The organism is uncultured Chloroflexus sp., assembly GCF_937951745.1.
In the GTDB taxonomy this organism is placed as follows: domain Bacteria; phylum Chloroflexota; class Chloroflexia; order Chloroflexales; family Chloroflexaceae; genus Chloroflexus.
Map to the genome: position 1 here is coordinate 1 of NZ_CALFBQ010000032.1, position 18,404 is coordinate 18,404.

At 57.7% G+C, this 18,404-nt stretch carries 16 protein-coding genes; 7 read left to right on the top strand and 9 right to left on the bottom strand.

Annotated features, from left to right (window positions below; translation table 11 throughout):
• Window positions 1-61: 61 nt before the first annotated feature.
• Together Q1A59_RS08790 and Q1A59_RS08795 are read right to left on the bottom strand one after the other, a co-directional pair.
• Entirely contained in the window at window positions 62-445 is a 384-nt protein-coding gene (locus Q1A59_RS08790) for a hypothetical protein (RefSeq protein ID WP_298403008.1), read from the bottom strand.
• A 27-nt stretch (window positions 446-472) separates the two neighbouring features.
• On the bottom strand, window positions 473-904 hold the full coding sequence (locus Q1A59_RS08795) for a glycosyltransferase (protein ID WP_299644838.1): 432 nt from the start codon (window positions 902-904) through the stop codon (window positions 473-475).
• Window positions 905-1,226: 322 nt separating this feature from the next.
• On the opposite strand from Q1A59_RS08795, the gene Q1A59_RS08800 reads away from it, so the two are divergent.
• Window positions 1,227-2,225 carry a GHMP kinase gene (locus Q1A59_RS08800; protein ID WP_298403012.1) on the top strand — a complete coding sequence of 333 codons (999 nt, stop codon included), beginning with the start codon at window positions 1,227-1,229 and terminating at the stop codon, window positions 2,223-2,225.
• A 94-nt stretch (window positions 2,226-2,319) separates the two neighbouring features.
• Window positions 2,320-3,753 carry a DNRLRE domain-containing protein gene (locus Q1A59_RS08805; RefSeq protein ID WP_298482444.1) on the top strand — a complete coding sequence of 478 codons (1,434 nt, stop codon included), beginning with the start codon at window positions 2,320-2,322 and terminating at the stop codon, window positions 3,751-3,753.
• 8 nt (window positions 3,754-3,761) lie between these two features.
• Here Q1A59_RS08805 and Q1A59_RS08810 read toward each other — a convergent pair whose 3' ends face one another.
• The 4 genes from Q1A59_RS08810 to Q1A59_RS08825 form a co-directional block, all read right to left on the bottom strand.
• Entirely contained in the window at window positions 3,762-6,170 is a 2,409-nt protein-coding gene (locus Q1A59_RS08810; protein ID WP_299644840.1) for a penicillin acylase family protein, read from the bottom strand.
• A gap of 97 nt (window positions 6,171-6,267) precedes the next feature.
• Window positions 6,268-6,447: a hypothetical protein gene (locus Q1A59_RS08815; protein WP_298403018.1), complete on the bottom strand. Its 180-nt coding sequence runs from the start codon at window positions 6,445-6,447 to the stop codon at window positions 6,268-6,270.
• Between the two features lie 180 nt (window positions 6,448-6,627).
• On the bottom strand, window positions 6,628-7,275 hold the full coding sequence (locus Q1A59_RS08820) for a hemolysin III family protein (protein WP_298403020.1): 648 nt from the start codon (window positions 7,273-7,275) through the stop codon (window positions 6,628-6,630).
• A 508-nt stretch (window positions 7,276-7,783) separates the two neighbouring features.
• Window positions 7,784-9,577, bottom strand: a complete 1,794-nt coding sequence (locus Q1A59_RS08825) for a S8 family peptidase (RefSeq protein ID WP_298403021.1) — start codon at window positions 9,575-9,577, stop codon at window positions 7,784-7,786.
• 150 nt (window positions 9,578-9,727) lie between these two features.
• Here Q1A59_RS08825 and Q1A59_RS08830 point away from each other — a divergent pair, with 150 nt between their 5' ends.
• The 5 genes from Q1A59_RS08830 (at window position 9,728) to Q1A59_RS08850 (ending at window position 13,624) form a co-directional block, all read left to right on the top strand.
• On the top strand, window positions 9,728-10,747 hold the full coding sequence (locus tag Q1A59_RS08830) for a lysylphosphatidylglycerol synthase transmembrane domain-containing protein (protein WP_298403024.1): 1,020 nt from the start codon (window positions 9,728-9,730) through the stop codon (window positions 10,745-10,747).
• Entirely contained in the window at window positions 10,744-11,151 is a 408-nt protein-coding gene (locus Q1A59_RS08835) for an HIT family protein (RefSeq protein ID WP_298403026.1), read from the top strand. Before Q1A59_RS08830 ends, Q1A59_RS08835 begins: the two co-directional genes overlap by 4 nt.
• Window positions 11,152-11,160: 9 nt before the next feature.
• Window positions 11,161-12,024, top strand: coding sequence for a hypothetical protein (locus Q1A59_RS08840; protein WP_298403027.1), 864 nt, complete (start codon window positions 11,161-11,163; stop codon window positions 12,022-12,024).
• 110 nt (window positions 12,025-12,134) lie between these two features.
• Complete coding sequence (locus Q1A59_RS08845; protein ID WP_299644844.1) at window positions 12,135-12,596, top strand: hypothetical protein; 462 nt, start codon at window positions 12,135-12,137, stop codon at window positions 12,594-12,596.
• A 29-nt stretch (window positions 12,597-12,625) separates the two neighbouring features.
• A complete protein-coding gene (locus tag Q1A59_RS08850) occupies window positions 12,626-13,624 on the top strand; it encodes a ribose-phosphate pyrophosphokinase (protein WP_299644846.1) in 999 nt (332 codons plus the stop codon).
• An 86-nt stretch (window positions 13,625-13,710) separates the two neighbouring features.
• Here the strand turns inward: Q1A59_RS08850 and radC are convergent, their stop codons facing one another.
• The 3 genes from radC to Q1A59_RS08865 form a co-directional block, all read right to left on the bottom strand.
• Entirely contained in the window at window positions 13,711-14,400 is a 690-nt protein-coding gene (radC, locus tag Q1A59_RS08855; RefSeq protein WP_298403032.1) for a DNA repair protein RadC, read from the bottom strand.
• Between the two features lie 215 nt (window positions 14,401-14,615).
• Window positions 14,616-16,331, bottom strand: coding sequence for a universal stress protein (locus Q1A59_RS08860; protein ID WP_299644849.1), 1,716 nt, complete (start codon window positions 16,329-16,331; stop codon window positions 14,616-14,618).
• Between the two features lie 86 nt (window positions 16,332-16,417).
• Window positions 16,418-18,019: a NuoM family protein gene (locus Q1A59_RS08865; protein ID WP_298403050.1), complete on the bottom strand. Its 1,602-nt coding sequence runs from the start codon at window positions 18,017-18,019 to the stop codon at window positions 16,418-16,420.
• Between the last annotated feature and the right edge of the window lie 385 nt (window positions 18,020-18,404).

Genomic DNA, 18,404 nt, shown 5'->3' on the forward strand with positions numbered 1-18,404 from the left:
GCTTCTGCCAATGGAACGTAAGAGATGTCGGTGCTAAAACTCCACTGCGCCCAAGAGAGGGCTAGAAACGCGCTACCGAGTGGCACACAGCTTGAAGACGCCGATCGTCGCCGCTGAGGTTGGAGTCTGCCGATTGCAGCAGCGGAGCCTGATAAGCTCCCCGCCAATCGTTAAACCGGACGCGCAGCACGTCGCGCCGCAGGTTGCGCCATGAGTAGCGCACCAGATCAACCTTCGTTTCGGTACCATCGTGCCACGAGACCGGCACTTCAGTGATGCGATAACCGCGCTGGTGCGCCAGAAAGAGGATTTGGCCATCGTAGGTGGTGATGACGGCTCCTTGTATAATCGGCGCATCATCACCGTATATGGTATATGCGCACGTGCCGGAAGAGATCGTGAGCTGCCAATAGCCGCAACGCTTTAAACCCGCATTGGGTGTCATGGATTACCGGCAGGGCGGTCATCTGGACTAGCAAGTTTTAAAGATGCGCCCCATCAGATACCGGTGAAATGGCTCATTGTACCGTTGCGCGCCGATTCTTTCCCGCGATCTGATCACGACATCGAATCCTGCGCTGAAATGTGGCCCTTGTTGTTCCCACTCCTCGATCGGTGTGGCCAAATCGGCATCGCACAACAGCACATCCTCGCTGCGGACAGGGAGTGCGCCGACACGCACGGCAACCCCTTTGCTGCGATGCTTGCAGCGGAGCATATAGACGCCGGCATAGCTTGCGGCGAGGCCGGCAGTGCCATCGGTGCTGCTATCGTCAACCACGATGATCACAGCGGGGAAGGATTGCTGGACGAGGGAGGCGCTGATCGTTGCTACAGTGGTTGGCAAGCGGTGGATGTCATTGTAGGTGGTGATGACGACCGATAGAAAAGGTGTTGCGGCCATTTCATCACTCCTGTGAGTGAACGGGAAGAGTGCTTGCGCCGTAGCCCAATGACCGTTGCCGCGCTGGGGCTTTACAATGCCTTCCGCCGCCGGCGATCGCGCGACGTAAACAAATTGCTATCTTCTTTGCACTTATTAATGAAGTTTTTGTCATTCGCTTGCGGTACGCTCAGATTATACTGATGGCAGTGTGGAATGAGTAGGTCACACTGTGGTGTTTAGTTATGCGTTTACCATCAGTCGATCAAGCTCTGCGATGCGGTGTTCGTAGTTTCAATCTGATGCAGCGAGTGGTTCGATCTGAACCACAAGGGGCAATGCTATGATTATCTCGCGCACGCCGTTGCGAATTAGTTTTGCCGGTGGCGGCAGTGATTTGCCGGCCTTCTACCGCCATGAACCGGGGGCGGTGGTGAGTACAGCGATCAACAAGTATATCTACATCACCGTCAACGAGAAGTTTGACCATCAGATCCGGGCCAGCTATTCAGTGACCGAAATTGTTGATCAGGTTGATGACCTCAAACATCAACTGATCCGGGAAGCGTTGCGTTTGGTGGGGCGGCATCATTCAATTGAGATCACCTCGATCTCGGATATTCCCTCGCAGGGCACTGGTCTCGGCTCATCGAGCACCTATACCGTGGGTCTTTTGAATGCGCTCTACGCCTTTATTGGCCGTTTTGCCGGCGCCGAACGGCTGGCCCGCGAGGCATGCATTATTGAGATTGAGCGTTGTGGCGCGCCGATCGGGAAGCAAGATCAATATATTGCTGCCTATGGCGGGTTGCAATTCATTCAATTTAACCCTGATGAGACGGTGTTTGTTGATCCGATCATCTGCCACACTGAAACGAAGCAACGCTTGCAGCAGCGATTGATGATGCTGTATACCGGCACTACCCGCAAGACGAGCGATGTGTTGCGCGAGCAGCGCGAGAATACGGAGCGTGATAAGTCGCGCCGCCAGCATTTGCGCCGCATGGTGGAGTTGGCGCATGATCTGCGCCTTGCGCTGCACCACAATGACCTCGATGCGTTCGGCGAGATTTTGCATGAAGGTTGGATGCGGAAGCGTGAGTTGGCGAGCGGCATTTCAACGCCGCAGATTGATGATTGGTACGAGCGGGCGCGGGCTGCCGGCGCGATCGGTGGCAAGATTCTCGGTGCTGGTGGGGGCGGCTTTTTGCTGGTCTATGCGCCCGAAGAGCGCCACGACGCCATCCGGGCGGCTTTGCCCGAATTACGTCATGTGCCCATGCAATTTGAGCCGCAAGGTAGTAAAATAATTTACGTGGAAGAGCGGTCGTTGGCTTCGTGATTCGTCACGTGACCAACCCTCACTTCTAATGACCGGGGGGGGCGAGAAGTGCGTTGAGCTTCTCGCTGGGCTTCTATACTCAGGAGGTACTCCCTTGGTTCATCGCTTCTTACGCTTCGGTCTGATTTCCCTCATCGTTCTGGCCCTCATTCTTCCTCTCGCTATCACCACCGCTAACAATCCACCCTTCCGTCAGTGGCTGCCGGCTGTCTTTGGCCCATCCGCCACCGCACAGTATCAGATCAACGCACCCTTCTTTTCGGTTACTGATGTCACCCGCGACCGATTCGACGAAATGGCGATCTTCTGGTTTGGGCAAGTCAGCCGTACTAGTAACTATACTGATGTGCGGGTGGGTTATAACAACGATGCCCTCTATCTCTATCTCGCCGTATTTGATCGGCAACTCTGGTATGATACTACGCCTTCTACTGCCGATCTCACTGCGTGGGATGCAGCGACGGTGTTGCTTGATACGAGCAATGGAACCCAACTTGGCGCTGCTAGCTATCGGCTGGTTGCGCAATTTCGTGGCCCGCCTGAGCCGGACTCGCGTTACCAGTTGAGCCAGCGCGCCACCGGTGGGAGCTGGGCTGCCGCTGATGTGCCGTTCACTACCATCCCCGGTTGGCGCGGCGATGCGCTTAACAACGATAACGATGAAGATCGGGGTTGGGCAATGACCTTCCGTATCCCCTTTACCAGTCTCGGCCTCGCTGGCCGGCCCGCTGATGGCACGCAATGGCGGTTGGGGGTGATCGTGCATGACCGTGATAACGCTGCCGGTACGCCGATCGCCGATCAGGTATGGCCGCCAAGCCTCAACCCGAATCAGCCGCGCACGTGGGGCGGTCTTCGCTTTAGCTTGCCGGTCTACACCCCGCCGCCGGTCAGCGCTACTCAAGAGTTCCGCCTCCGCCATGGTCTGAATGGCGTGACGGTGGCCGATGCCGGCGTTGGTGGTCAAGATAGCAATATGTGTAATGCCGACGGCAATTTCTGGGATCGCTGGGGTAATTGGTCGCAGCCAATTGACAAAGCCGACATCAGTGTCCAAAATCAGGCTGATATTGCCGACTGGCCGTGTTTTGCCAAGTATTACCTCACCTTCCCGCTAAACAGCTTGCCCGCTGGGCGAACCGTGGTTTCGGCGAAGCTGATTCTGAGCCAGATGGGTAATGCGCAACCCCAAGCCGCCAAGCCATCGCTGATCCAAGCAATGGTGGTGGGTGAAGATTGGAACCCCAATGCGCTGACATGGAATAATGCGCCGCTCGCGCGCGAGAATATCGGCAGCGGTTGGGTCGATGTGATGTTCGGGCCGCCCGATTGGAATAATCTCCCTAAGCGTGAAATTGACGTAACGCGCGGGGTTGTGCAGGCGTATGCCAATGGTCAGCCGCTGCGGTTGGCCCTTTACTCGGCGGATGGCGCTTACCACAGCGGCAAATATTTTGTTACCAGCCGCACCGGAGATTGGAATGCGCAGAATCGCCCGGTGTTGGTCGTGATGTTATCAAAGCCGTAACCCGGCGGTTATGGCATCGGATGCAAGACCAATGTTTCTCCGTCGATTGCGCTGCTGAAGCGCATCGGGATGTCTTCAACCTGCTGCCACCGGTCAAGGAAGTCGCTGTAGCGGCTGCTAAGCACGTTGCCTGATTGGCCGGTGGTGTGCATAAAGCGCGAGTTGTCGAGGTCGCTCAGATCGATGATCTGGCGGTACGAGGGCGCGTTGTATTGCAGGTACGGCTCGGTTATACGCACCGGTGCCACATTGATGGTGAAGGTATCGCCGCCGTTGGGGGTGCGTCGCTCAAACAGGCCGCGCAAAGCCCCCACTTGGCTAAACGGGTTGTGCGGGAAGACCGCTTGGTGGACGCGATCCCAGCGCCAGCGCGCTGGATCGCTCTCGCCTTGCACCGCCGCCATCGTGGTCAGGCCGTTGCTCAGCGCCTTGGCTAACGTCGCGGGACAATCCTCCTTTACCCCAATGGTTGTTACATCGTCGCACCATTCGCGCTGGCCATCGAGCAACACCGCCCGCAGCGCTAACGCTGGGAAGTCGCGCCGGTTGCGATAAGTGGTGGAAAAAAGGTCGCGCAGCTCGTCGGCGAAGATCGCTTCGAGGGCAGCGTAATAGTACCCTTGATAGACAGCAGCGGCGGCGCTGTCACCGTGCATTGCCCCATCCCAACTGCGCAGCAACTCCAGTGCAGCGGCTTCACGCTCGCCGGCAGGGGTCACGTTGCGGAAGATCGGCAACAGCTCGCGGGCTTGCGCCGAAACGACATCCCCCAACATTGCCCGCATATCATCCACCGTCAGCTTGTTGCCCTGCTCGATCAGCTCGATGATGCGTTGGGCGCGGAACGGGGCAGCCCACGATGTGCCGAGCAGGTAGGGGTAGTCGTCGCCAACCACCTTGTTGTTAGCGGTAGCGACATAATCTTTCGGCGGGTTGTAGATATGGGGCAACTCCTCGAACGGAATGTAGCCAATCCACTCGTACTCATCTGTCCACCCCGGCACCGGTGCTCTGCCGTCGCCGTTGCGCCGGATCGGTACTGCTCCCGGCGCGTAGTAGCCGATATTCCCGTCCACATCGGCATATACGAAATTCTGCATCGGCGTCTTGTAATCGCGTAACGCCGCAACAAACTCCTCCCAGTTCTGTGCGCGGTTGATGTTGAGAAACGCGCGCATGGTCGGATCATCATCGTCGAGTGCCGTCCACCGGAAGGCAAGCGTATCGGGCAGATCGCTTTGCACATCGCTGATGATCGGGCCATGGCGAGTGATGCGCACCGTGAGCGTGATCGGGTCAGCGCCTTTGACCCGAATCACTTCGTTGATCAATGTTGCCGGTTCGCGCTGTCCGTTATATTCGACATCATTTTGAGCGTCGATCCGCTCGATGTACAAATCTTGCACATCAGGGCCGGTGTTAGTCACGCCCCATGCGATCCGCTCATTGTGACCAATCACAATCGCCGGCAAGCCGGGGAAGGTCGCGCCGATCGCGTTGATCCGGCCACCCTGCATGTGGGCCAGATACCAAATCGAGGGGATACGGTTGCCGAGGTGGGGATCATTAACCAGCAGCGGCTTGCCGCTGGCCGTGCGCGAGCCGCCGATCACCCAATTGTTCGAGCCAGAAAGCAGATCGCCGAGACCGGTCGTTAGGTGAATGGTCTCCCACAGATCAAGCAGCGCCTGCGCGGTGGCGGGTTGGATCGGCGGATTTGGGTGGCCAGCCGTTTCAAGCGTCGACACCCCTTCGGGTAAGATCAGTGGCCCGTCAGCGGTATAGGTTTGCATCAGAACGTTGGCATCCTCGGGGCCGACCTTAGCGATCAGCAGGGCGCGCAGCACCTCATCGCTCCAGTTGCCGCCAAGATCCCATGCCATCATCTTAGCCCACACCAGTGAATCGATCGGCTGCCACGGTTCGGGTTGTACACCAAGGATCAAAAATTCGGGTGGCAACACCGGATTAGTGGCGAGAAACGCATTCACGCCAGCGGCATAGGCTTCAAGAATGGCGAGCGTCTCGTTATCGAACTTCGCCAGCGTGCTGCGGGCGGCGCGGGCCACGCCGAGCGTGCGCAAGAATTTATCGGTGCGCAGCGTTGTTTCGCCAAACACTTCAGACAGGCGGGCATGGCCGATCCGGCGCTGTACCTCCATTTGCCAGAGCCGTTCTTGGGCATGGACAAAGCCCAAGCCAAAGGCGACATCGGTTTCGGTTGTGCCACTAATGTGGGCCACGCCATCACTATCGCGCACAATCGTCACCGGCCCGCCGATCCCGCGCACCTGAATCTCGCCGGTGGTTTGCGGCAATGACCGCCGCAGCCAGAGATACCCGCCCCCACCGCCAACCACCACGACCAATAGCACTAGTGCTAACACCCAGCCGGCAATGCGCATCAGCAACCGCATTGTTGCCCCTCTTCACTTCAATGCACTTCAGTTGTGGCGGTGATTATAGCATAAGTGGAAAGTAGAATTACTTCAAAGAGTTTAACGATAGCTTCGGCTATGTTGCCGGCGATGAGACGTGGCGGATTGTGTGCAGGCGTTGAATGAAGGCAGCCGCAAGCACGACATGATTGCCTGCTATGGCGGTGAGGAGTTGGCCGTAATTCTCCCAGTCACCGGTAGCGACGGCGCCTATTGCTGGTCGAGCGGCTGCGCCGGCTGGTGCAGCAAGCGGCATAGCCGCTTCGTCCGGTGACGATCAGTGTGAGGATCGCAAGCCTAACAGATGATATGTGTCTGCGATCTGATCGATTGGATCCAAGCCTTGTATGCCGCAAAGCGGAGCGGGTGCAATATGCGCGTGGTACGGTAAAGGCGATGGGATTGAGGGCGGCAGGGCAACTGCCGCCCCTTTGGCTTACAGCACTACTGAAACCACTGCGCCAAAGTGCAACACACTGCCTAGCAACACAAAGCCATGCCAGATGTTGTGCATATAGCGACGTTGCGAGAGCATATAAAATGGTGTTCCGGCAGTGTACGCCACGCCGCCGGCAACCAGCAAACCGATGGTCGGTGGATTGAGCGCGGTGAAGACTTGATCGGCGGCAATCACCACCAGCCAGCCGAGCGCAACGTAGATCAGGGTCGAGAGCAAACGAAACCGTCCGGTCAGAAAGAGCTTCATCACCACCCCAGCTAACGCTAGCCCCCAAACGAGGCCAAAGATCGTCCAGCCCAACGTGCCGCGTAAGCTCACGAGCGTGAATGGGGTGTACGTGCCGGCAATCAGGAAAAAGATCGCGCTGTGGTCAAAGATTTCGAGGATTGCTCGCCGGCGTGGTTCGCGGCTAGCGTGATAGAGCGTAGAAGCGAGGTAGAGCAACGTCAACGTTACGCAAAAGATCGTCGCGCCGGCAATTTGCCAGCCGTCGCCGCGTTGCCAGACCGCGCCAAGCAAGATCGCGCCGGCCAGCGTACTGAGCGCCGCGCCAGCGCCGTGTGTGATCACGTTGATCAACTCTTCATGCGGTGAGAAGTGTTCGGTTGGTTGGAGTGTCGTCATAGAAGCACCTGTAATTATGAGATTTATGCAGTCAGTTTGTTGTTTGTCGTGCTCGACACTCGCTTGCTCCTAAGCAGGTGGGGAAATCGCTCAACGTTCATCTCTCTCTGTCCTTGCTTGCCCCTGTTCCCCGGTGTCATTACGCGCCGAGCGCAGCGAGGCAAAGCAATCCCCCGCGAGCGCGGAAAGAACGGTATACAAACAAAAATACACGATGAACTACTAAGCAATCCCCCGCGAGCGCGGGAAGAACCTTTCAATGCTCGCTCTCGCTCAAGCCGGCGATGGCTTCGGAGCTGCTCTCCCTCGCACTGACAACAGCGTACCTGTTATTGCGCACCACCGTTAGGCGGCGACGCCATCCCCTTACCCTTTTAAGTATGTAATGGTAGAGGGTTCTCGTCTAGTGCTGTGCGTCCTGAAGTGGTTATGACTGTAGTCACAGAGAGAATACAGAGTGCGGCAGTTGAACTGCCGCACTCCACAATGTTGCTCATCGTCCCTTACCCTACCTTCCTACCAACTCATTACCGAGCAAGCCCAGCAACACCTTCCCATCTGGATGCAGCTCGAAACGCGCCCGTTCAAACCACTGCACGATCACCACTGTTCCGGGCCGCGTCTCTTCAATCTGCGGCTTCGAGAGTGGCAAGCCAAACAGAGCCAGACTCTCGGCGTAGCTCTTGCCGGGCCGGCCATCGAATTCGAGGCCGTTGCGTTGCCAGTAGCTGAGGAAGGGTTCGCACAGCGCCTGATTCGTCTCGGCAAAATAGAGACAACCGGCAATCGGCCCGCTGCGCTCAAAAGTGTACCAATCACGCCCCTGCCGGCGCAGCAGATCGTCTCCCATCCGCGAGAGCAAGACATGGTAGGGCGGCGGGTTTTCCGGGCGCCACTCAAAGCGGTGGCGCTCGAAGTATTGCACCGTGACCGGGCGGCCATCGCTGCCAATTTCGGTAAACTCTTCGCTGATCGGAAAGCCGAAGATTGGCAGGCCGCCGTTTTGTTCCCAGTACGCGCGGAAGCCGCCACCGAGGGTGTGACCGGTTTCGGGGAAGAACAGCCGGCCATCGGACGGTGGATCAACGCGGTTGAAGGGGTCGAAGCCGGGGTTGGCAACCGGAGTCGGTGTACCCAATGGGCAGCCGCCGTAGGTGGTGGCCGTTTGCACTGCATTCAAAACGTTCAACCGGCCATACCCATACTCACCGTCGCGCCCCGGTGGGCCGCGATCTTCGGCGGAAATCACCAACACGCAGCGCACGTCATTGCTGCTCAGATCGGGTCGTATAGTCATTACCAGCGCCGCTGCGCCCGTCACAAAGGGGCTGGCGAACGAGGTACCAGTAGCAGTAGCGTAGCTATTGCCCGGCAGCGTGGTCGCAATATCAATCCCCGGCGCTACAAGATCGAGATAATCGCCAGTATTGGAAAAACCGGTGACTTCATCGCTGTAGCCGGTTGCCCCTACGGCGATCGTTTCCGGGTATGCAGCCGGATAGTTGGGCACATTGCCTTCAGCCCGTTCGTTGCCGCTAGCGGCAATGATCAACACCCCGCGTTCGGTGGCGTAACGCACGGCATCTTGTAACGCAGGAGAACTCATCGCCCCACCCAAGCTCAGGTTAATGATGCGCGCGCCATTGTCAGTGGCCCAGCGAATCGCGCTAATCACGCTCGAGTCGCGGCAGCGGCCATTGTTGAAACACGCTTTCACCGGCAAGATCTGGCATCCCCAGCAAATGCCGGCAATGCCTGTACCATTGTCGCCGGCGGCGGCGATCAAACCCGCTACTGCTGTACCATGGCCATTATCATCGCTCGTGTTCGTGCTGCCAGTTATCGTGTTGAGGCCGCTCAGCACTCTTCCGCTTAGATCAGGATGGCTAGCATCAACCCCGGTGTCAATTACTGCTACGATGATCGGCCCGCCGGTCGTGATATTCCAAGCGTCGTAAGCACCGATCGTGCCTAATGCCCATTGCTGTTGAATGAAGGGATCATTAGGTGTGCGGGTTATGGCCCGTTCGTAATCAGGCACGGCGTAAATGACCCCAGCGAGATTACGAATGCGTTCGTCGGCTATGATGTCCGGCATCCCGGCAGGTAAGCGAATGAGATAGGTTTGATCGCCGATCAGGGTCATATGTTGGATACGCAACCGCTGGCTGAGGGTAACGGCTTGCTGCGCATCGGCCAGTTTGATGATCCAATCAGTGGTAGGAGCGGCCTGTGCAGGTGGCGCCGGCACAAGACTGATCAGGAGGATCAGCAGGCCGCAGAGGGCAAAACGGGCAGGCATAAAGTTTCCTCACGTTGTAGATGCCATACCTGCCGGTATTGTACCTGATCGCTAAGTCTGCCGCTATAGGAGTCTAGTCCCCTTCATAGTTGACTTAGGTGATCTGTCATAAAAATGCCACCGGTACTGCTATGCTATAATTGAGCTGTTATGAAGCAATACAAACCGACAACCTCCCTACGCGCCGGGTTGCGCAAATCAATCCTCACCTCGCTCGTGATCGGTTTGGCGGTGGTGATTGTAATCAGCTTGTTCAGCGATCTCCGCGCCGTTGGCAACGATTTACGCACCTTCGATTGGTTGCTGCTGCCGCTCATCCTGATTGGCACCGTCATCAATTACTGGCTGCGCTGGCTCAAATGGGATTATTATCTGCGCTACCTGCGTCTTGACCGTAACATTGACTATCCAACAAGCGGCCTCATCTTTACCGCTGGATTAGTCATGTCGGTTACGCCGGGCAAGATGGGTGAAGTACTGAAGTCGTTTCTCTTGCGCCAACGCAATGGCGTGCCGATCAGCCGTTCGGCACCGATCGTGTTGGCCGAGCGGTTGACCGATGGCATTGCAATGCTGTTGCTGATGGGATTGGGCTTGACCCTTTACCCGCCGGCGCGCCCGTTGTTTGTGACGCTGGTCGTGGCGACGATCGCCGGGATTGTGGTGGTGCAACGGCAAGATCTAGCATTCGCCCTGCTCCGGCTTATCGCGCGCCTACCGTTTGGCAGGCGCATTGCGCCGCGACTCGAGACGGTGTATACCACGACCGCGCAATTGTTGCACTGGCGCATTTTGCTCGTCTCGACGCTGATCAGCGTGATTTCGTGGGGTTTTGAGTGTCTGGCCTTCTTCGTGGTGCTCATGGGGGTCGGCAGTGAGCCGTCATGGTTGTTGCTCTTGCAGGCGACGTTTATCTTCGCGGCAAGCACCCTGTTTGGCTTGGTCTCATTTTTGCCCGGCGGGCTAGGCGCTTCAGAAGTGAGTAGTGTCGGTTTGCTGATTGCGCTGGTTGGGGTGAGCGCCAGCGCGGCAACAACAGCGACGATCGTGATCCGTTTTTGCACGCTCTGGTTTGGTGTTTTGCTCGGGGTGATCGCGCTGGCGTGGCTTGGCCAGCGTACAGGGACAGAAGACGATCTAGCTGCGCTGGATACTTCGGAGGTGGTATGACGTCGGTGTTTACCCGAATTGTGCGTGGTGAGCTGCCCGCATTTAAGTTGTACGAAGACGATCTAACTCTTGCCTTTCTCGATATTAATCCGGCGGCACGTGGCCATACGCTGGTCATTGCCAAGCCAGAATTGCCCGGTTTGCTCGATCTGCCGCCCGAACTGGTTACAGCTACGGCGCTCACGACCCAGCGGGTGGCGCGGGCCATCGTCGCAGCGTTACAACCCGATGGCTTTAATATTATTCAGAACAACGGCGCCGCTGCTGGGCAAGTGGTGTTTCACTTCCACATCCATATTATTCCTCGTTGGGATGGTGATCGTTCAGTGAAGCTATGGCGCCCCGGTACTGCCACTACCGATGATTTGCGGGTGGTAGCAAGTGAGATTATCGCTCATATCTAGGAGCGGCCAATGAGCGGAACCGTCTCTTCCCCTTCTAGCCAACCACCACCAACTGTGCCATCAGGTCCGGATCAGGGTCGCCAATCGGTTCCGCCGGCCTCTGCCGAGACTCGCCCGATCCGCCAGCGTCCGGCGCGCAATAACCGTCTGCGGGTTGGGATGGTTGTGCTGATCGGGGTGTTGCTCTTGATTGTGCTGGCGCTCGTGATTGCCGGGATTGACGGGATGCGTTGGCCGGTCACGTCGCAAAACCGGGTGACGCCGCGTGAGCTTATTTTGCAGTCCCCTACCGTGGCTGCCGTTGCTGGCGGTCAGTCACCGGCTCCAGCCGTCAAGGTTGATATCGCGCCACGTTTTGCTGCTGCATACGAACAACTCGGCGGCTTGCGCCGGCTTGGTTTGCCAATTAGCCCGGCTTTGTTGCACAATGGCCGCGAGGTGCAGTGGTTTGAACGCGCGCGGGTTGAATATTGGCCGGAGCTTAGCGGGACGCCCTACGAATTTCAAATTGGGCTTGTCGGGGTAGAGTATGTCGCCGGGCGTACTTTTCTTCGCCCCGAACCATTCGCGTCACGCTCCGATCTCCGTTACTTCCCGGAAACCGGCTTTGGCGTCGGCGGTCTATTTTTGCAATATTGGGAAGAAAACGGTGGCTTGACATCGTTCGGCTATCCGATTAGCGCCGAATTTGATGAGGTGCAGCCTGATGGGCGAGCCTTCCGTGTGCAATATTTCGAGCGTGCCCGGTTTGAGTTGCACCCCGAAGCGGCGGGTACGCCGTATGTGGTGCAGTTGGGTTTGTTGGGATCAGCGCTCTACTTCGGTGAGCCACGCCCGCAAACTGTGCAACCCCGGCCAACGCCGGTGCCGTAGCATAACGTCGGGTAGAGGGGCTTGGTCGCTTGCAATAGGAAGACCGGAGATGCCTGCAACACACGATCCGCAGCCATAGGCGATGGGTATATGCGCGAAACGGAGTGGGTATGGCGGCAACGCAGGTTGATCTCGCAATCTTGGCCACAGCTGTGCGGCAGGCCGGCGGTGAACCGGCGCAAGTAGCGCATGTGCTAACATTGTTTCACCAGCGGCTCATTGCCGATGGTCAGCCTTCGCCCCGGACACTGTATGTCTATCGTACCGCTAGCACCGGTGCTAGCTCTGAACCGCCAGCGCCGGCGCCGTTCGTTCGTCCTCGCCTGTTACTCGCGTTTCTCAGCGCCGATGCTGCCGTGAGTTTCGCCCAACGCACCGGTTTGGCGCGCGTTCCGCGCTTGCAACCGCTCTCGCTGGCGCGCGCACTGGCGATCGTCTTGCAACAACCGGTGATGCGGGCGTTGCATATCGCGTATGATGACGTCCCGGCTGCCAACGGCTTACCGTCTGGTTGGCATTTGTCGCGCGCCGAGATGCTGGCGCTGTGTGCAATCGACTCAGGCGCTGTCTGAACTATGTCTCACTGGGTAAGGAGGAAAGAATGGGAAGCCGCTTCGACGAGATGCGGATCTTTGCCGGTAATGGGAACCCGATGCTTGCGCGGGCGATTAGCGAGCGTTTGGGCGTTCCGCTCGGTGATGTGACGATCGTGAAGTTTAGCAATGAGAATATCTTTGTTAAGCTCAATGAAAGTGTGCGCGAAAAAGATGTGTTTGTGATCCAGTCGCTGGCGATGCCCGATCTCAGTGATCGAATTATGGAGCTGTTGATTATGCTCGATGCCTGCAAACGGGCATCGGCAGGCCGGATCACTGCGGTGATTCCCTATTATGCCTATGGCCGCACCGACAAGAAGGATCAGCCGCGGGTGCCGATTACGGCTCGTCTGCTGGCCGATATGATCCAAGTGGCCGGCGCCCATCAGGTGATGACGATTGATCTGCACGCTGGGCAGATACAGGGCTTTTTCTCGATCCCGATGGATGAATTGACGGCAATGAACTTGCTGGTACGCTACTTTGCCGATAAAGGGTGGGACGATATGATCGTCGTGTCGCCCGATGTTGGCTTTGCTAAACGCGCGCGCAACTTTGCCGAGGCGTTGAATGCGCCATTGGCGATTGCCGAGAAGCGGCGCGTGCAGTACTTTGATCGCAAAGATGGCTCGCTCACTGTGCCCGAAGTCCTCAACCTGATTGGTGATGTGCGCGGCAAGCGTTGTATTGTGGTTGATGATGAAATCGCCACCGGCAGTTCCATCCTCGAAGTGGTGCAGTTGCTCGAACAGCAAGGGGCGCGTGAGATTTACGCCTGCTGCGTGCATCCGGTCTTCGCCGGCAATGCGGTTGAACGACTCCGCACCAGCTCGATTCGCGAGTTGGTCGTGACCGATACCCTTCCAATTCCTCCTGAACGGCGCTGGCCCGGTTTGACCATCCTCTCGGTCAGCACCTTGATCGCCGAAGTGATTCAGCGTATCCATAGTGGGGTCAGTGTAGATACCATCTTCCAACACCGCCGCCATCCGGCTCTCAGCTAGGGGCAACGGATGGGGGGAATCCGTTCCCCTAACACACCCCTCGCCTCGGCGTATACGCCACCCCGGCGTATGCGCCGCTTCGCAGGTTATTCAAACCCTAAGCCCCGTTCGCGCAGGCTGACATAATGCCCGCGCCCAATAATGAGGTGGTCGAGCACCTCGATATCGAGCAAGCGACCGGCCGCCACCAATTGGCGCGTGACTTGGATGTCTTCCGGCGAAGGGGTGGCTTCGCCCGATGGGTGGTTGTGGACGACGATGATCGCGGCGCTATTGCGCCGCACGGCCTCTTTGAAGACTTCGCCAATGCGGATGGTGGCCGCATTGAGACTGCCGATGTAGATCGTGCTGATCTGCTGCACCCGATTCTTGGTGTCGAGCAAAACGGTGCGGAGATGTTCTTGATCGAGGTGGCTCATTTCAACCATCAATAGGGCCGCGACATCAGCCGGTGAGCGGATCGGGAATCGTTCGTCAACGCTAATCCGCGCCAGCCGGCGGCCAATTTCTAGCGCCGCCTTGATGCTGGCAGCTTTGCTTGCTCCAATGCCGCTCCGCCGGCAGAGATCATTGTATTCGGCGCGTTGCAAGCCGATCCATCCGCCATAATCGCTGAGGAGTTGTTGGGATAGTTGCAAGACGTTGGTGCCACTGACGCCAACCCGTAGCAAGATGGCCAATAGCTCGGCATCGCTGAGTGCGCCAGCGCCAAGCCGGGCTAGCCGCTCACGGGGTTGGTCGTTGGTTGGCAGTTCGTTCATGCGTAGTGACAGCATACCTTCCTCGCGCTACAATTTCGGTTCCTATATAGATACCGCTTGAACGCGTAAAAAGATGCGCTGTTTGTGATTGAGAGGAGGGGAATTGCTAGGCGCATAGAGCCGTTGCACTGCAACGGCTCTACTGATACCGGCCCTCAAAACTCGCTGCACTCTTTGCGCTCTTCGCGCCTTTGCGTTACAACCTTTGCGCCTTGCGCATACCCCTGACCCTACTGGTAAATCAGCGTTGGCAAGCGACGGGTGCGCAACAACGCTTCGGTCGTTGAACCAATCACCAGATCACGGAGCGGGTCGCGGTGGCCGTAGCCGCCCATGACCAGCAGGTCAGAACGGGTCTGCTCGGCGGCGTGGATGATGGCCGGCGCTGGTTCACCGCGTTCAAGGATATAACCGGCGGCGATGTTGTAGCGTGCGAGGTAGCGGAAGGCGCGCATACGCACCACTTCGGCGCTGGCTTTGCCGTCGAGCACGGTGACAACGTTGAGCGCCAGTTGCCAGCGTGCAGCCAGATAGGCGGCGAGATAGAGCGCCTCTTCGGCTTTGCGGCTGCCGTCATAGGCCAGCAAGAGCCGTTCAATCCGTTCAACCGCATGTGGCACGGTCAAGACGGGTCGCACCGAACAGCGCAAAATCGTGCGCAAGCCGGAGGTGAGCCGGGCTAGTGGCGATGTTCCGGGAGGATGATTGATCTGGATTGCGACTAGATCGACGAGACGAGTGCGTTCGCGAATAGCGCGGTCGATCGAGCCTACCTCAATAGCGCACTCGCCGGTGATACCCGCTGCGGCGCAACGCTCGCCAAATTCGCGTACCACTGCCTGTGTCGCCGCCGAGTTGCGCTGGTGGGTGCTGCGCACGGCATGAAGGCCAAGCGGACGTACCGTTTCCCGTTTGGCCCATGCCAGCACTTGATCAAGCACCTGCCAGCCATCAGCCTTGCCATTTACCGGCACTAGCACCTCACGAAAAAGCCAATGCGCTGGATCGAGGGTACGGTTGCGCCGCCACACGCCAGCCGGCATAGCTGGTTCGAGATTGTCGGGAATGACCCGTTCGATCAACTGCTCAGCCCGGCTCGGCGTTTCAGCGACATCATCGATTGCTTGGGCAAGGCTGATGTCCCAGCCGAGATGCTTGCTCAACTCATTGCGATGGTTGCACAACCAGAGGTAGAGATCAGTTTCGGTGCGGTTGGGGAAGTCGCGCAGTAATCCGCGTTCGTGGATTAGGTCGGCGATCGGGCGATAGATGTGGTCATACCACAGCGCAGCCGCTTCCGGCAACGATGGTGTCTGATCAGTAGTGGCCAGCCGTTGCTGCATATGCTCGATCTGGTGGCGTAATTGCTCATACTGGCCGGCTACCGTGACCCGCAGATCGCAGCCGGGCCGTAATTCGTCGAGACGGGTGGCTTCGAGAAAAGCGGCGTATTCCCCGGCAATCACGATCTCTTCGAGAGTCATCGATGGATCGATCGGCGCGCGTGAGACGAGCGGTGTGACATACGCCTGAATATGATCCATTCCCAATTGGCGCGCAACCGATACCCGGTGGTTGCCATCAATGACAAAGTAGGCTTCACCAATTTGATACACCTCGATCGGTGGCCAGCCATGCATACTATCAACGGCGGCCATCACCCGTGACCAGCGTTGCCAGTCTTCATCGCGTCGGGGCAAGAAGCTGCGGTTAAAGTCGTGATAGCGGCCAACACTGCCCACAATCGCCGCCAGCGGGGTTTCACGTAACTGGCGCTCGCCAGCCATGCGTGCATTGACCCGTTGCCGCACCTCCTCAAACGGCAACAAATCATCAGACTGGCCGCGCAAACGGGCCAGCAGATGTTCCAGATCGGCGCGCCAACGCAGCCGTTGAAAGTCATGCAACGCCGCCACCATGCGGCCATCAGTTGGTTCATCCATCATGGAGATACTATATCATAATCGTAGGGGCGACAGTTGCTTCGCCCCTACGATGATCAGCGGTATCTCGGTTAAGAAGCAAACCTCATTTACCGCCATCCGTTCAACTGTGTCGCCGCCTGTACCGCCGGCGTGAGCGCATCGACCAAACCTTGCACCGAGCCAGTGGTGCCGCTCAGCAGCAGATTGGGGAACAGACCCAGCACAATCATCACCGCCGCCAGCGTGCCAAGCGCCAACAGTTCACGCCGCTTCAGATCGGGCAAATCGAGGTTCGCCGTATTCCGCACTTCACCCATAAAGCCCAAGTGGAACAGGCGCAACGCATACACGGCAGCCAGAATGATCCCGATAACCGCGCCCAAGGCGAAAGGCCAACCCAGCAACGGCGAGGTGAAGATGCCTTGTAACATCGTAAACTCACCGACGAAACCGCTCAGGCCGGGCAAACCCGCCAGCGCCAGCAAGGTCAGCAGCGTCAGTCCGGCGTACACCGGCGTCACGCTCCACAATCCGCCGAATGAGCCAAGCTCGCGACTCTCGCGACGCTCTTCGATGACAGCCACGATGAGCAGCAACGCTGCCATAATCACGCCGTGACCCACCATCTGCAACAACGCGCCATTGATACCCATCGTATTGAGGGTCATCACCCCGAGCGCAATAAAGTTCATGTGGCTGATCGAAGCATACGCGATCATGCGCTGCATATCTCGTTGGGTAAAGGCGATCAACGCACCGTAGATGATGCCGATCACGGCCAGCACAGCGATGGCCGGTGCAGCCCATGAGGCCACTTCGGGGAAGAGCGTCAGGTTGAAGCGGATCAGGCCATACACGCCAAATTTGGCCATCAACCCGGCTAGCACAATCGCGACCGGCGTGGGGGCGACGCTATAAGCATCAGGCAACCACGTGTGGAACGGCCAGAGCGCCAATTTGATCGCGAAGGCGGCGAAGAAAGCGCCGAACAGCAGACGGGCCACGAGCGGATCGAGCGTAAAGATGCCGGACCGCATATCGGCAACAATTTGATTGAGCGCAAAGGTCCCGACAAAGCCCGGCTCGATGGTGGCAACAGCATTACGGTGCAGAATATGCAGCCCGATCATGGCGAACAGCATTAACAGCGAACCGCCAAAAGTGTAGAGGAAGAGCTTCAAGGCTGCTGATGCACGCCCATGGCTGCCCCACATCCCGACGAGGAAGACCATCGGCAGCAACGCCAACTCGTAGAAGACGTAGAAGAGCAGCATGTCTTGGGCTAGAAAGACGCCGAGGAACGCTGTCTCGGCTAGCAGCAACAGCGCCAACAAGAGACGCGGATTGCGCGTCTGCCGCTGCCATGTCGCTGCAATGGCAAATGGAGCGAGAAATGTCGTCAAACCCACCAGCCACAAATTGATGCCATCAACGCCAATCAGGTAGCTAGCGCCAACAGCAGGCAACCACGCTCCTGAGTCGACAAATTGCAGCGGCGGGCCAATCACTAGTCCAGAAGTAGGGCCGTAGGGGCCTGTGTAGAACAGACCGATGACTGTTCCAGCAATGATTAATGTCGCCATCGCCACACCCATCGCCGTCCAGCGGTACAGCGCGGGGCGACCACGCGGCTGCAACAGAATAATGAGCGAGCCGAGCGCTGGCAGCCAGAGCATCAGTGAGAGGATGGGTAAGCCGAGCAGGTTCATGGCGCTAAACCTTCTTTCGTTTGCGGTAAAGACGACAACAGCCATCAACGTGACACATCGTGTCACTCGTTTCTAGCGAACGTGGCCTCGTTAACTCTGTGACGACTTTGTCAGGATAGATACTGGTATGGCCGGCGGCAAGGTGATACGTTGTTCTAAGCAGTGTTTATTGGCCTGTTCTGTGGGCTTGTTCTTGCCGGGCCATCACAGCGTTCGGTGAGCGCTTACCTTTGTGATAAAACTCACGTTTACATCACCCCTAATGTTATAGCCCGATCCCGTTTTCTTGTCAACTGCTAAATCTTCCAGTTTTTTACGGATGTTTGTGAAAAAAGTTACAAATCATCGCAAAAGGTTTCAACGGCTCAATCATTTGTGGGGTGTG